The 14813-nt window shown below is 68.7% G+C and carries 16 protein-coding genes; 13 read left to right on the forward strand and 3 right to left on the reverse strand.

Annotated elements, in window-relative coordinates:
* The 13 genes from DDE13_RS19615 to DDE13_RS19675 form a co-directional block, all read left to right on the forward strand.
* Positions 1-678: phage tail tape measure C-terminal domain-containing protein (locus DDE13_RS19615; RefSeq protein ID WP_328587859.1), on the forward strand; the 678-nt coding region annotated here is incomplete at its 5' end.
* 3 nt (positions 679-681) lie between these two features.
* On the forward strand, positions 682-1308 hold the full coding sequence (locus tag DDE13_RS19620; protein WP_111405927.1) for a DUF2460 domain-containing protein: 627 nt from the start codon (positions 682-684) through the stop codon (positions 1306-1308).
* The gene (locus DDE13_RS19625) at positions 1305-1652 is read left to right on the forward strand and encodes a hypothetical protein (RefSeq protein WP_111405928.1); all 348 of its coding nucleotides are present in this window, start codon (positions 1305-1307) and stop codon (positions 1650-1652) included. The genes DDE13_RS19620 and DDE13_RS19625 overlap by 4 nt, the downstream gene beginning before the upstream one ends.
* Positions 1645-1776: a hypothetical protein gene (locus DDE13_RS23640; protein ID WP_268951267.1), complete on the forward strand. Its 132-nt coding sequence runs from the start codon at positions 1645-1647 to the stop codon at positions 1774-1776. Before DDE13_RS19625 ends, DDE13_RS23640 begins: the two co-directional genes overlap by 8 nt.
* A 4-nt stretch (positions 1777-1780) precedes the next feature.
* The gene (locus DDE13_RS19630) at positions 1781-2425 is read left to right on the forward strand and encodes a lysozyme (protein WP_111405929.1); all 645 of its coding nucleotides are present in this window, start codon (positions 1781-1783) and stop codon (positions 2423-2425) included.
* Between the two features lie 3 nt (positions 2426-2428).
* Entirely contained in the window at positions 2429-2659 is a 231-nt protein-coding gene (locus DDE13_RS19635; protein WP_162631108.1) for a hypothetical protein, read from the forward strand.
* Between the two features lie 110 nt (positions 2660-2769).
* On the forward strand, positions 2770-3012 hold the full coding sequence (locus DDE13_RS19640; protein ID WP_162631109.1) for a hypothetical protein: 243 nt from the start codon (positions 2770-2772) through the stop codon (positions 3010-3012).
* A complete protein-coding gene (locus tag DDE13_RS19645) occupies positions 3009-3893 on the forward strand; it encodes a DUF2163 domain-containing protein (protein WP_111405932.1) in 885 nt (294 codons plus the stop codon). The genes DDE13_RS19640 and DDE13_RS19645 overlap by 4 nt, the downstream gene beginning before the upstream one ends.
* On the forward strand, positions 3890-4327 hold the full coding sequence (locus tag DDE13_RS19650) for an NlpC/P60 family protein (RefSeq protein WP_111405933.1): 438 nt from the start codon (positions 3890-3892) through the stop codon (positions 4325-4327). Before DDE13_RS19645 ends, DDE13_RS19650 begins: the two co-directional genes overlap by 4 nt.
* A 3-nt stretch (positions 4328-4330) precedes the next feature.
* A complete protein-coding gene (locus DDE13_RS19655) occupies positions 4331-8299 on the forward strand; it encodes a baseplate multidomain protein megatron (protein ID WP_111405934.1) in 3969 nt (1322 codons plus the stop codon).
* A gap of 10 nt (positions 8300-8309) precedes the next feature.
* Positions 8310-9386 (forward strand): DUF2793 domain-containing protein, encoded by a 1077-nt coding sequence (locus tag DDE13_RS19660; RefSeq protein WP_111405935.1) that lies wholly within the window; start codon positions 8310-8312, stop codon positions 9384-9386.
* Positions 9387-9895: 509 nt separating this feature from the next.
* Positions 9896-12259: a heavy metal translocating P-type ATPase gene (locus DDE13_RS19670; protein WP_111405937.1), complete on the forward strand. Its 2364-nt coding sequence runs from the start codon at positions 9896-9898 to the stop codon at positions 12257-12259.
* Between the two features lie 67 nt (positions 12260-12326).
* Positions 12327-12836 carry a L,D-transpeptidase family protein gene (locus DDE13_RS19675; RefSeq protein ID WP_394340314.1) on the forward strand — a complete coding sequence of 170 codons (510 nt, stop codon included), beginning with the start codon at positions 12327-12329 and terminating at the stop codon, positions 12834-12836.
* Positions 12837-12839: 3 nt separating this feature from the next.
* On the opposite strand, the gene phnE is transcribed toward DDE13_RS19675, so the two are convergent.
* The 3 genes from phnE to DDE13_RS19690 all read right to left on the reverse strand — a co-directional run.
* Positions 12840-13598, reverse strand: a complete 759-nt coding sequence (gene phnE, locus DDE13_RS19680; protein ID WP_111405939.1) for a phosphonate ABC transporter, permease protein PhnE — start codon at positions 13596-13598, stop codon at positions 12840-12842.
* On the reverse strand, positions 13598-14380 hold the full coding sequence (locus DDE13_RS19685) for a phosphonate ABC transporter ATP-binding protein (RefSeq protein ID WP_111405940.1): 783 nt from the start codon (positions 14378-14380) through the stop codon (positions 13598-13600). Before DDE13_RS19685 ends, phnE begins: the two co-directional genes overlap by 1 nt.
* Positions 14377-14813: phosphate/phosphite/phosphonate ABC transporter substrate-binding protein (locus DDE13_RS19690; protein WP_162631110.1), on the reverse strand; the 437-nt coding region annotated here is incomplete at its 5' end. The genes DDE13_RS19685 and DDE13_RS19690, both read right to left, overlap by 4 nt.

Genomic DNA, 14813 nt, shown 5'->3' on the forward strand with positions numbered 1-14813 from the left:
GCCGGACAAGCGGCCACCGAGGCCGGCGCGGCAGCCGGGGCGGCCGCCTCCGCTGCGGAGCCCAGCACCGAGCGGGCCGTCACCGGCTGGCAGGCGGTCACGGCCGCGCTGTCGGACTACGCCACCAGGTCGCGCGAGATCGGCGGCGATATCGGCCGGAGCCTCGTCGGCGCCTTCCGGTCGGCCGAGACTGCGGTCGGCGACTTCGTGAAGACCGGCAAGCTGAAGGTCCGCGACCTCGTCACCTCGCTCATCGCCGATCTCGCGCAACTCGCCGCCCGGCGCTTCATCCTGGGGCCGATCGCGGGTGCCCTTGGCAATGCGCTCGGGGGCGCCGGCGGGCTGTTCGCCAACGTCCTCCATGCCGGCGGCGTGGTCGGCGCACCGGGACCCGGGCGGATGGTCCCGGCCGCGGCCTTCGCGGCGGCCCCGCGGATGCATTCCGGCGGCACGCTCGGGCTTCGCCATGACGAGGTGCCGGCGATCCTGCAGCGCGGCGAGCGGGTGCTCTCCCGCCGGGAGACCCGCGAGTATGACGCCCCGCGCCGCGACCGCGAGGCCGCCCCAATCGTCAACATCTCGATCCAGACCCGCGACGCCGAGAGCTTCCGGCAATCCCGCACACAGGTCGCCGCGGACATCTCGCGCGCGGTGTCGCTCGGGCGCAGGGGGCTCTGAGCCATGGCCTTCCACGAGGTCCGGTTTCCGGACGACATCAGCCGCGGCGCGCGGGGTGGGCCCGAGCGGCGCACCCAGATCGTCGAGCTTGCCTCGGGCGACGAGGAGCGCAACGCCAGCTGGGCCAACTCGCGCCGGCGCTATGATGTCGCCTACGGCATCCGCCGCGCGGATGATCTGGCGGCGGTCGTCGCCTTCTTCGAGGCGCGGAACGGTCGGCTCCACGGCTTCCGCTTCAAGGACTGGGGCGATTACAAGTCGGGCACGCCGTCCGCGGCGATCTGGCCCACCGACCAGGAGATCGGCACGGGAAATGGCAGCCTCACTGAATTCGCGCTCCTGAAACGCTACAGCTCCGGCGCGCAGAGCTGGACCCGCGCCATCGCCAAGCCCGTTTCAGGCAGCGTGCGCGTCGCGCTCGGCGGCGTCGAGCAGATATCGGGCTGGTCCGCCGACACGAGTACCGGCGTCGTGACGTTCGACACCGCGCCGGCCGCGGGCGTCGCGATCACCGCGGGCTTCGCCTTCGACGTGCCGGTCCGCTTCGACACCGACGCGCTCGACGTGACGCTCGACCTCGAGCGGCTCGGCTCGATCACCTCCATCCCGCTTCTGGAGATCCGGCGATGAACGATTCCGGCAACTTCATTGCCGCGGTGCTGCGCGAGCTCGCGGCCTCGACGGCGGTGATCCTCGCCGCCTGGGGCGCACTCGGCGGGGCGACGAACGCGCTGACCACGAAGATGCGGCTGCGCGATGCTCTGCGCCATATCCTGCTCGGCGGGCTGATCGCGGCCGGGATGGGCAGTCTTTCCATGGCCGTCATCACGGCCTGGCTGGGGCTGTCGCCCGAGGCGATCCCGGCGGGCGGGGCCGCGGGGTCCGCCGCCTATCTCGTCGGCGTGTTCGGTCCGGCCTTCATCGAGGTCGTCCTCGCCCGGCTGCGCGCCGCCAAGGGGCGCAAGGATGACTGAGCTTTTCCGCCTTGCCCGCGCGCTGCGGAGCGAGTGCGACGACCCCGACCGTCGGTTCGTGCATCGGCTGCGCGTCGGCCTCGCCGTTGCGGCGCTGATCCTGATCCTCTCGTTTCTGGAGTAATCCCATGCAGATGACCGAGCGGGGCCTTCTGGCCCTGGCAGGGCACGAAGGAGTCGTGCCCGCGCCGTATCTCGATTCCACCGGCACCTGGACCTTCGGCATCGGCCATACGGCCGCGGCCGGGCCACCCGATCCCGCCGAGATGCCAAGTGGCATGCCCGCCGATCTCGACGCCGGGATCCGAGAGGCGTTCGAGGTCTTCCGTGCGGATCTCGCAACCTACGAGGCCGAGGTGCTGGCCGCGGTGACGGTCCCGCTGGCGCCGCACGAGTTCGATGCGCTGGTGTCCTTCCACTACAACACCGGCGGCATCGCTCGCGCTGCGCTGACCCGCCACCTGAACGCCGGCGACCGGGTGGCTGCGGCGAGGGCCTTCCTGAACTGGCGGCTGCCGGCGGAGATCATCCCCCGGCGCGAGGCGGAACGCGACCTGTTCCGCCATGGCCGCTATCCCGGCGGGCCGATCCCGGTCTGGTCCGTGGATCCTGCGGGTGGCGTGGACTTCTCGCGGCCTGTCCGGCGGCTGGCAGAGAGCGAAGCGCTGGCGCTCCTGCATCACGCCAAGCCCCATGCCCCAGTCACCCCCACGCCGACCGGCTGGTTCGCCCGGCTGGTCACCTTCATTTCCGCGCTGATCCGGAGGGCCTGACCCATGCGCTACGTTCGCCCCAACTCCATGACCTGGTGGGCGGGATTGCTCGCCATGCTCACCGGCGTCGCTTCCCTGGCGCTGCCCGCCACTGGGCCGCTGAGCGAACTGTCCCGTCTCGTCGCGCTGCTGGCCGGATCGGGCGATGCCTCGCCCGCGGGGCTGATGTTCCTCGGTCTCGGCCTGATCGGCCTGCGCGACCGGATCGAGCGCGGGTTCCGCGGCGATGGCTGATCTCCTGATCTGGCTGGTCGCGGCTCTGGGCGCGGTCGGAGGGGTCGTCCTCGGCCGGGTCTGGGGCCGTGTCGAAGGGAAGCGCGCGGGCAAACGGGAGGCGGAACGCGATGCGATGGAAGACAAGAGCAAGCGCGTCGAGCGCGGGCGGGATGCGGTTCGCGATGGCCGCGGCGCTGGCGATCCTGCTGACCGGCCGCGCCGCAACGATGGGTGGTGGTGACGCCGGCTGCGCCTCCTATGCCGAGGCGCGGCTGGCCCGGCCACCCGCCGAGACGGTCGCGGAGGTCCCACCGGACTGGGCCGACTGGATCGCCGATCTCGACGACCGCATGACGGGAGCCTGCCGATGAAATCCCTCTCGCCCGCCCTGCAGGCCCATCTCCACGAGGGCACGACGACGCTTGCCTGGTGCTGGCGGATCACGCGGGCCGATGGCGTCACCTTCGGCTTCACCGATCACGACCGCACGCTGAGCTTCGACGGGACCGACTTCGAACCCGAGAGCGGGCTGACGGCCTCAGAGGTCCGCTCGGGCTCGGACCTTTCCGTCGATGCGCAGGATGCCGAAGGCGTGCTGACCTCGGACCGGATCACCGAGACCGACATCCTCGATGGCCGCTGGGACAACGCCGAGGTCGAGGTCTGGCGAGTGAACTGGGCCGATACGAGCCAGCGCGTGCTGATGCGGCGCGGGGCCATTGGCCAGATCCGGCGCGGGCGGCTTGCCTTCGTGGCCGAGGTGCGCTCGCTCGCCCACGTGCTGGGCCAGACGGTCGGGCGGACCTTTCAGGCAACCTGCGATGCCGCGCTCGGCGACGCGCGCTGTGGCGTCGATCTCGAGGATCCGGCCTTCAAGGGGACGGGCACGGTGATCGATCTCCTGCGCGACCGGGCCTTCACCGCTTCGGGGCTCGCCGGCTTCGAGGCCGGCTGGTTCACATTCGGCACCATCGAATGGACCAGCGGCTCCAACGCGGGGCGTCGGGCTGAGGTGCTGGGCCATGACATCACGGACGGCGTCGCGATCCTGACGCTGCTCGAAGCGCCGGTGCGGGCCATCGCCGAGGGCGACGCCTTCACCATCCGCGCGGGCTGCGACAAGCGCATCGAGACCTGCGGCGGCAAGTTCGCCAACACCGCCAATTTCCGCGGCTTCCCGCACATCCCCGGCTCGGACACGATCCTGCGCTATGCGTCGAAGGATGGTGGGCACGATGGGGGCGTGCTGTGACGCCCGCCGACTCGGACCGGGTGATCGCTGCAGCGCGCACGTGGCTCGGCACGCCCTACCACGACCAAGCAAGCCTCAGGGCCGTCGGCTGCGACTGCCTCGGCCTCGCGCGCGGTGTCTGGCGCGAGGTCGTCGGCCCCGAGCCGTTCCCGATCCCGCCCTACAGTCGCGACTGGGGCGAGACCGGCCCACGCGAAGTGCTGGCAGAGGCCGCGCGTCGGATGATGATCGAGGTCGCGCCCGCTGAGGCCGGGCCGGGCGCACTGGTCCTCTTCCGCATGATGCCGCGCGCCATCGCCAAGCATGTCGGGATTCTGACCAGACCCGGCTCCTTCCTCCACGCCTACGAGCGGCTCGGCGTGATCGAGGAACCGCTCACGCCGTCCTGGCGCCGGCGCATCGCCTTCGCCTTCCTGTTTCCTGAAGAGGTCTGACCCGTGGCAACGCTTGTCCTCGGCGCGGCCGGCGCCGCCATTGGCGGGTCGATCGGCGGCGCAATCCTCGGCGTCAGCGCCGCGACCATCGGCGGCTTTGTGGGATCGACCATCGGATCGGTGGTCGACAGCTGGATCGTGTCCTCGCTTGCACCCACGCAGCGGATCGAGGGCCCGCGGCTCGACTCCCTGCGCATCACTTCCTCGACCGAAGGCGCCGTCATCCCGCGCGTCTACGGACGCATGCGCATGGGCGGGAACGTGATCTGGGCGACCGATTTCCGCGAGGAGACGAAGACCACCACGCAGGGCGGCGGCAAGGGCGGCGGAGGCGGCGGCAAGGTCAAGACCACCGAGTATCTATACTATGCGAGTTTCGCGGTCGCGCTTTGCGAAGGCCCGATCACCGGCATCGGGCGCATCTGGGCGGACGGCAAGCTCCTGGACACGGCCGGGATCACCTGGCGCTGGTATCCGGGCAACGAGACCCAGACCGCGGACCCGTTCATCGCGGCCAAGATGGGCGCGGCCAACACCCCGGCCTATCGTGGCACGGCCTATGTCGTCTTCGAGGAGCTGCCGATCGGCAGTTATGGCAACCGCCTGCCGCAGCTCTCCTTCGAGGTCTTCCGTCCGCTCGCCGATCCCGACACCGCCGAGGGCCTGACCCGCGCCGTCACCATGATCCCGGCCTCGGGCGAGTTCACCTATGCCACGACCGGCATCCGCAAGGGCAGCGGCGGAACGCAGACGCCTGAGAACCTGAACGCGCTGTCGGACACCGCCGACATGGTGGTGGCGCTGGACCGCCTGCAGGCCATGGCGCCGAAGGTGGAGAGCGTGAGCCTCGTCGTAGCCTGGTTCGGCAATGACCTGCGCGCGGGCGAGTGTACCATCCGCCCCGGCGTCGAGGTCTCGGCGAAAACCACGAGCCCGCAGACCTGGTCGGTGAACGGCGTGGACCGGTCTGCCGCCCATCTCGTCAGCCGGGATGACCAGGACCGCCCGGTCTATGGTGGGACGCCCGCCGACTTTGCCGTGGTGCAGGCGATCCAGGAGATGAAGGCCCGCGGGCTGCGCGTGACCTTCTACCCGTTCATTCTGATGGATGTGCCGCCCGGCAACACGCTGCCGAACCCGTACAGCGACAACACCGCCGAGACCGGCCAGCCCGCTTTCCCCTGGCGCGGCCGGATCACCTGTTCGCCCGCGGCGGGTTATGCCGGCAGCGTGGACAAGACCGCCACGGCGGCGAGCCAGGTCGCAGCCTTCTTCGGCAGCGCCAGCCCATCCGATTTCGCCATCTCGGGCGAGACCGTCTCCTGGACCGGCGCCGCAGGGGATTGGGGTCTGCGGCGCATGGTGCTGCACTACGCTCACCTGTGCGCAGCGGCGGGCGGGGTGGACGCCTTCCTGATCGGGACCGAGATGCGCGGGCTGACCACGATCCGCTCGGGGGCCAGCGCCTATCCGGCGGTTCAGGCGTTTCGCGATCTGGCGGCCGACGTCCGCTCGATCCTCAGCGCGGGCACGGCGATCAGCTACGCCGCCGACTGGTCGGAATACTTCGGGCACCAGCCCGGCGACGGTAGCGGCGACGTCTTCTTCCATCTCGACCCGTTCTGGGCGGACGGCAACGTCGATTTCATCGGGATCGACAACTACATGCCGCTCTCGGACTGGCGCGACGGCTTCGAACACGCGGACGCGGCCGAGGGCTGGCCCGCCATCGACGACCGGGCTTACCTGCAGGCGAACATCGCGGGCGGCGAAGGCTACGACTGGTTCTATGCCAGCGCGGCGGACCGCTCCGCGCAGGTCCGCACCGCGATCACGGACGGCGCCTCGGGCAAGCCGTGGGTCTTCCGCTACAAGGATCTCCGCAGCTGGTGGTCGAACCAGCATTACGACCGCCCGGGCGGGGTGGAGAGCGGGACGCCGACCGCATGGGTGCCCGAGTCCAAGCCGATCTGGTTCACGGAGCTGGGCTGTCCTGCCATCGACCGCGGGACCAACCAGCCGAACGTCTTCTTCGACCCGAAATCCTCCGAAAGCTTTGTGCCGTACTTCTCCCGCGGCTGGCGGGACGATGCGATCCAGCGGGCCTATCTCGAAGCGACTTATCTGTTCTGGGGCGAGGCCGCGAACAACCCGGTCTCGTCGGTCTACGGCGGCCGGATGGTTCACGTCCCCGAATGCGCCGCCTGGACCTGGGACGCGCGGCCCTATCCGTTCTTCCCGGCGCTGACAGACGTCTGGACGGACGGGGCGAACTGGCGGCTGGGCCACTGGCTGACCGGCCGGCTCGGCGCGGTGTCGCTGGCGGCGCTGGTCCGGCACCTCTGCCTGCGTGCTGGTCTGCCCGACTCCCGGATCGACGTCACCGGTCTCTGGGGCGCCGTCGAGGGATATGCCATCGGCGCACTCGAAAGCCCGCGCGCCTCGATCACCACGCTGTCGCGGCATTTCGGCTTCGACGCGGTCGAGACCGAGGGGGTGATCCGCTTCGTCATGCGCGGCCGGGCGGCGGTGGCGAGCGTCAGCCCCGACGACCTGGTCGCCGCCCGCGAGGGCGACGTGCTGGAGCTGACGCGCGGCCAGGAAACCGAACTGCCGCAGGCTCTGAAGTGGCAGGTCGCCCGCGCCGACGAGGATTACGAGGCCGCGCAGGTCGAGGCCCGGCGCATCACCGTCGACACGACCCGGATCGCGTCCGAGTCCTTCCCCATGGCGGTGCCGCCCGAAGAGGCTGAGCGCCGCTGCCGCCGCGCCCTGATGGAGGCCTGGACCGGCCGCGAAAGCGCGGTCTTTCGCCTGCCGCCATCGCGGCTGGCGCTCGACCCGGCCGATGTCGTGTCGTTCGTCCATGACGGCCGCGCCGTCCCGCTGCGGCTCGTCTCCATCGCCGATGCCGAAGCCCGTGGCGTCGAGGCGGTGCGCCAGGACAGGGAGGCCTACGACCTGCCGCCGGGCGCGCCGCGGCCCTCGGCGCTGTCACAGGCGGTGGTCTTCGGCGCGCCCGAGGCGGTGCTTCTTGACCTGCCGCAGCTGACCGAGGATCTGCCAGCGCATCGGCCCTTCGCTGCGGCGCACGCCGTGCCGTGGCCGGGCGAGATCGCTGTATTCCGCAGCCCCTCGACGGACGGCTTCGAACTGCTCACCAGCTTCGGGACGCGGGCCCGGATCGGCGCACTGGTCTCGGACTTCTACGCGGGGCCCACGTCGCGCTTCGACCTCGGCAACGCGCTGATCGTCGATCTGCGCACCGGCACGCTGGAAAGCGTCCTGGACCTGACGCTCTTCGGCGGGGCGAATGCGCTCGCCATCGAGAGCGCGCCCGGCGTCTTGGAGATCGTGCAGGCGGGCGCGGGCGAGCTCATCGCCCCGGGCCGGTATCGCCTGACCCGGCTGTTGCGCGGCCAGCGCGGCACTGAGGCTGCCATGGGCAATCCGGCGCCCGCCGGCGCGCGGGTCGTGGTGCTCGACGACAGCCTCGCCTCGCTGCCCATCGCCGAGGCCGATCTCGGCATCCCGTGGAACTGGCGCATCGGCCCCTCGAGCCGTCCGGTCAGCGACGAGACCTATTTCGCGCAGGCCTTTACGCCCGAGGGCGTCGGGCTGCGGCCGTTTTCGGTCGTCCATGTCGAGCAGCCGTGGCGCAAGGCGCGCAGTCCCGGCGATCTGACGATCCGCTGGACACGCCGGTCCCGGGCACTCGCGGCCGACAGCTGGGGCGGGCTCGAGGTTCCGCTCGGCGAGGAGCTGGAGGCCTACGAGGTCGAGATCCTCGACGGCGCTACCGTGAAGCGCGTGCTGAACACGACCACGACCAGCGCGCTCTACACCGCCGCCCAGCAGACCGCCGATTGGGGCGGTCCGCTCGACCCCGGCGACACGCTCGACATCCGCATCTTCCAGCTCTCCGCCCTCGTCGGGCGGGGCGCGCCCAAGACCGTCGCGCTGATACTCTGAAGGCCATCCCATGTCCGACGCCACGACCCATCTCCTGCTGCCCTACATCCTCGCGGCGCAGGCCCAGAAGCATGTCACCCACAATGAGGCGCTGCGGATCCTCGACGGGCTCGTCCAGCTTTCCGTGCTCGACCGCGATCTGACAGCGCCGCCCGGTTCTCCGGCCGATGGCGACCGCTACATCGTCGGCTCGGGCGCGACCGGCGACTGGGCGGGCTGGGACCTGAACGTCGCGCTCTGGACCGACGGGGCGTGGCTGCGCCTGCCGCCGCGTACCGGCTGGCGGGCGTGGGTCGAGGACGAGGGCCTGCTGCTGGTCTACGACGGCGCGGGCTGGGCCGGGACAACTCCCGCCGCGCTGCAGAACCTCGCGCTCCTCGGGCTCGGCACCACGGCCGATGCGTCGAACCCGTTTTCGGCCAAGCTCAACGCCGCGCTCTGGACCGCCAAGACCGTGGCCGAGGGCGGCACCGGCGACCTGTTCTACACGATGAACAAGGAGGCGGCGGGCGACGACCTCGGGCTGACCCTGCAGACCGGCTTCGTTACCAAGGCGCTGGTCGGGCTCTTCGGCTCGGACCGGTTCCGCCTCACGGTCTCCGCCGACGGCAGCACCTTCTTCGACGGGCTGAGCGTCGACAACGCGAACGGCATCGTCGACCAGCCTCGGCTGCCTCGGTTCAAGGCGTACACGAACTACGACAACTATGTCGGCGTCGGGACCTGGACGAAGATCGGCCTCAACAACACCGACACCAACGACCAGGGCGCTTTCGATGCCGTGAACAACCGGTTCGTGGCCCCGGTCGACGGCACTTACCTCTTCGGCGCGACGCTGCTCTACAAGGTCAACGCCAGCACGTCCGCGCGCATGAGCGGGCGGCTCGTCCTGAACGGCACGACCGAGATCCGAGGTTCCTTCGGCGAGATCAGTGGTGCGCATGTCTCCGAGGCGACGGCCCTCTGGCTGCAAACGATGGTCGCGCTCACCGCCGGTGACACCGTCGAGCTGCAGGGCAACTTCCGCGCCGCGGACGGCTACTTCGCCGCCGACCAGACTTCGTTCTGGGGCGCGAAGATCGGCTGAGGGAGGCACGCCATGGCCCCAGTAGACTAGAGGACCGCTTCTCCCAAACGGCCGAGCAATTCGAGACCGTGAAGAGAGCACGTGACGCGCAACGAGGGATGCTTGAGGCGGTAGCTTCGCCCTCGTTCTCGCGACGATCTGGCTGGGCGGCTGCGCGATGGACATTCCTGACGCGAGTGGGCCAGGGGCGTATCGCCCCTCCATCGAGTATATTCGGGAGGTCCAAGCCCAGACGGCCGAGGAACTGGCTCTGCTGCCGGATGACGCGACCATCGCTGACGGGCTTGCTGATTACAGCGTCATGCGGACCCGTGCAAAGGCTGGCACTAGTCAAGATCTCTACCTGTGCGCTTGCCTGCCCTGCACTGGATGGAAGCGGTCCGCTTGGAGGAAATGTCGTTCAGCGAAGGCCGTCCATCTCGCTCGGGGAGGATCGCAAGATACCTCTTGAAGCTCTAGTTGCTGTAGGAAGTATCTCTGATGGGCACTGAACAATCCGGGGCCCGATCATGTCGTCCGACACCGACCACAACCACGATCACGACCATGCGCATCCGTCAACATCGGAGAGCAAGGATAGCGCCTGCTGGGGTAGGACGACGACCTGTGCGGATGTCGCTCCGGCCGCGTCCAGCTCGGTCAATGGGCGGAGCTTCCAAGTCAACGGGCTGGATTGCGCCGAAGAGGTCTCGATCCTGAACAAGGTCGTCGGGCCGGCAGTCGGCGGGCAGGAGCATCTGGCCTTCGACGTGATCAACGGGCGCATGACCGTTCTCGACAGTGCGGAATCCCTGGCGGATGACAGGATCGTCGAGCTGGTCGCGGGCACGGGCATGAGTGCCAGGCCCTGGGACGCCGGCAACGCCGCCGCGGATCAGGCCGCACATCTTGCCCGCCAGAAGGGGTTCACCGCGGCCAGCGGCGGCTTCTGGGCTGCAGGGTTTGTCTATCACATCGTCGAGACAGGCTTGGATGGCGCGCTGGGACTGTTCTCGGGTCATGGCGGAGCGCCGATGCCGATGGCGGAGATCGGTCTCTTCGCGCTGGCGGTCGTGTTCGGCGTCTGGCTGGTAGCGCCCAAGGCGTGGTCATCGGCCCGCAGGCTCTCGCCGGATATGAACCTGTTGATGGTGGTGGCCGTGGCGGGTGCCATCGGGCTCGGCGAATTCTTCGAAGCCGCGACGGTCGCGTTTTTCTTCTCGCTCTCCCTTTACCTCGAAAGCTGGAGCGTCGGCCGTGCGCGAAACGCGGTATCGGCCCTGCTGGATCTGGCGCCGCCCACGGCTCGCCTGATCCGGCCAGATGGCACCGAGACGGACATTCCGGCGGCAGAGGTTGCCGTGAACGACCGTTTCATCGTGCGCGGTGGCGACCGCATCCCACTCGACGGTCACGTCGTGGAGGGGGCAGGTGCCGTCGATCAGGCCCCGATCACCGGCGAGAGCGCATTGGTGCCCAAGGAGCGCGGCGACGAGGTCTATGCCGGCACGATCAACGGCCAGGGTTCGCTGACGATCCGTGCGACGAAAACCGCGTCGGACACAGTGCTGGCGAAAATCATCCGCATGGTGGGCGACGCCCACGCGCGCCGCGCACCGGTCGAGCAGTGGGTCGGGAAGTTCGCGCGCATCTACACACCCATCGTGATGGCGCTGGCGATCGCCATCGCGATGGTGCCACCGCTCCTGCTGGGCGGTGCCTGGGATTATTGGTTCTACAATGCGCTGGTGCTGCTGGTCATCGCCTGCCCATGTGCCCTTGTCATCTCGACACCGGTTTCCATCGTCGCGGCGCTCACCGCTTCAGCGCGGGCGGGGGTACTCATCAAGGGCGGTGCCTATGTCGAAGCGCCTGGGCGAACGACGGCACTGGCGATGGACAAGACGGGGACAATCACCATGGGTGAGCCCGAAGTGGCTGCGGTAAATCCCTTGGGCGAAGCCTCCGCACGAGATCTCATGACGCTGGCAGCGAGTCTGGAAGCTCGGTCGTCGCACCCGCTGGCCCGCGCCATCCTCGCGCGCGCCGAAGCTGATGGTGTTTCCATATCTGCCGCGGAGGACACGCGCACCGTGCCCGGGCGCGGGCTGGAAGGACGCGCCGACGGGCGCGCTATCTGGCTCGGATCGGATCGGTTCGCCGAGGAGAAGGGGTTTGGCAGTGCCATTCCGGCGGATCTGCGGGGCAGGATCGAAGGGGCAGGCAGCACCCTTGTTGCCGTGGGTGACGAAACCGGCGTGACCGGCGTTCTGGAATTGCGCGACCGCATCCGCTCCGATGCAAAGGGGATCGTTGCGCGCCTGCACGCGCAGGGTGTGAAGACGATCGTGATGCTGACGGGGGACAACGAACGCACCGCGCTTGCAGTGGCCGCCGAGGTCGGCATCGACGAAGTGCGCGCCGAACTCTTGCCAGAAGACAAGGTGGCGGCCATCGAGGAACTGGTCGAAAGCCACGACATGGTGGCGATGATCGGTGATGGCGTGAACGACGCGCCTGCCATGGCGCGCGCGCATTATGGCATCGCGATGGGCGCTGTCGGATCGGACGCGGCGATCGAGACGGCCGACATCGCGCTGATGACCGACGATATCGGCAAGGTGCCCTGGCTCATCGGCCATTCGCGCCGGGCCATGACGATCATTCATCAGAACATCGGAATCTCGCTGGCGACCAAGGCGCTGTTCGTCGGATTGACCGCCTTTGGCATGGCGTCGATGTGGGGCGCCATCGCCGCCGATGTCGGCGTGTCTCTGCTTGTGGTGGCAAATGCGCTGCGCCTCTTGAACGGGCATCGGATCAAGGACGGGCCTTCGGGCGGTGAACCGGTGGGCGAGCAGATGGCGAAGGGAGCACTGGCGCACGGTCATTGATCCGACGTCTTCGTTAGAGTAGCGACTGAGAACAACCAGACCTCGCAAAATGGGGCGTCGAGCAGTGATGAGTACCAGAATGCCACGACGGGTCTTGCTGTTGGGCGGATTGGCCGTCTTCCTGTCAGGCTGTGCCAGCAGGTTTCGGTCGTACGACGGGCCAGAAGTGACCCGGCTGCGCATGTACAAGGCACAGCGTTTGCTGGTCTTGGAGGGGGCGGATGACGTTTTGCGGACCTATCCCATTGGACTGGGCTTCGCGCCCGAGGGCCACAAGCAGTTTGAGGGGGACGGGCGTACGCCGGAGGGCTCCTACCTGATTGACCGGCGGAACCCCGATAGCCTATTCCACCTGTCCATCGGCATTTCATATCCCAACGAGGCCGACATCGCGTTCGCGGAGGCGCAAGGCCGATCTCCGGGAAAGGACATCTTCATTCACGGCGGTCCCCGGCGCGGGATCGACCCCATGAATGTACGCGACTGGACGGCAGGCTGCATCGCCGTCACGGACGGCCAGATCGAGGAGATCTACGCCATGGTCAGGAACGGAACGCCAATCGACATCTATGCTTGACGATCACGCAAAGCGACGGCGCAGCGCGACGTTGAGCGCTTCGATGGCGATGACCATGACGACAACGGCGATCGTGACGCTGGCGGCCTTGTCGTACTGGAAGGAACGCACGTAGGTCTGGATGTAGAAGCCGATCCCGCCCGCGCCGACGATGCCGAGGATCAGCGACTCGCGCAGGTTCAGCTCGAACCGGAAGATCGTGTCGCGCGCGACGACCGGCGCCATCTGCGGCCAGATCGCGTGCCTGAGCCGCACGAGCGGTCCGGCCCCCGCGCTTTCCAGCGCGGCGATCGGCGCGCGGGACACGCCGTCGATCGCCTCGGCATAGAACTTGGCGAGCATCCCCGTTGCATGAAAGGCGACCGCGATGATGCCGGGCAGCGGCCCGAGTCCGACAGCTCCCACCATGAGCATGGCCACGAGGATCAGCGGAATCGCCCGTATGAAGGCAAGCAGCGTTCGAACCGGCCGGTAGAGCGCGGGCGATACCATCGTCTCGGACGCGAGAATGCCGAGAGGGATCGACAGGATCACCGCGCCGAGGGAACCGAGGATCGCGATTCTCAGCGTTTCTGCGCTGCCCTTCCTGATTTCGGCCATTACCGTCGGGTCCGGCGGGAACATCCGCCCGAGAAAATCGGCAATCCGCGGACCGGCCGAGACGAGACGCGACAACTCGACATCGGTGGTGACGAAGGACCAGAGGATCGCGCCGGCGATCAGGGCGCTGGTCGCGAAGCCGCCGAACCCGCGGGGTCCCATCAAGACACCGCCCTGAGACCGAGGCCGGGCAACGGCTCTGCCTCCCGGTAGAGAGCCGCCGTCGCCTCGTCCTTCAACTCGGACGTCGGCACGTCAAATGCGATCCGCCCGTCCCGTATGCCGATGATGCGCTGCGCGAAACGCCGCGCCAGGTCGGGCTGGTGCGAGGAAAACAGCGCCGTCGCCCCGCGCGCCCGCGCGGCCCCGGTCAGCAGCGCCAGGACCTCTCCAGCGCGCGCAGGGTCGAGGTGGCTTACCGGTTCATCGGCGAGGATCAGCCGTGGCTCCTGCGCGAGACACCGCGCGATGGCCACGCGCTGCCGCTGCCCGCCGCTAAGGCTGTCCACTCGGCGTTCGGCGAGATCGGCGATGCCGCAATCGGCGAGCGCTGTGCGCGCAATCTCCAGATCGTGCGGGGTCGGCGATCCAAGCAAGGCGCGTAGAGGGGACATCCGTCCCAGGCGGCCGTTGAGAACGTTGCGCAGAACCGTGGACCGCTCGACCAGGGCGAATTCCTGAAACACGAAGCCGGTATCGGGCCGGCTTGCGCGCGGCGGCGGTTGATCGGGATCGAGCGGCACACCCAAAACCGAAACGCGCCCGCGCCAGCCGTGGAGCCTGCCATCGAGCAGCGCCAGAATCGTCGTCTTCCCCGCGCCGGACGGGCCGAGCAGAGCGACGCTTTCGCCCGCCGGAACCCGAAGCGAGACCTGCTCCAGCGCGGGCAGATCCGCGCCCGGATGGGCGAAGGTCAGGTCGTCGATCTGCGCGGCCGGACTCATTCCAACAGCCCGTATCGCCGCGCCATGTCGCGCACGCCGTCATAGGCGGCGGGGTCGGCCCTGACATAGCCGTCCGGCCCGTAGAGATAGCGCAGCTTGTCGCGGTTCTCGGGCTCGTTGAGTTGCATCATTGCGTCCGTGAACCGATCCCGCAGGGCGGCATCCAGCCCAGGACGCGCGATTACGAGATGGCTGGGGATCGGCGCGCTTTCCGCGATCCAGGTCACCTCTGCCTGCTGCTCCGGGGTCAACAGAAGATCGGCATACTGGCTGGCGCCTGCGGCATCGACCAGACCTTCGGCCATTGCCTGCATGGCTTGCTGGTAGCCGCCCGCGAAGAAGACGCGGCCAAAAAATTCCTCCGCTGCGCCGGGACCGTCGATCAGCCCAGCCTCGACGAATTCGGCGAGCGGATAGAGATAGCCAGATTCCG

Origin of the sequence: Meridianimarinicoccus zhengii (genome assembly GCF_003254465.1) — a bacterium.
GTDB classification, from domain to species: domain Bacteria; phylum Pseudomonadota; class Alphaproteobacteria; order Rhodobacterales; family Rhodobacteraceae; genus Meridianimarinicoccus; species Meridianimarinicoccus zhengii.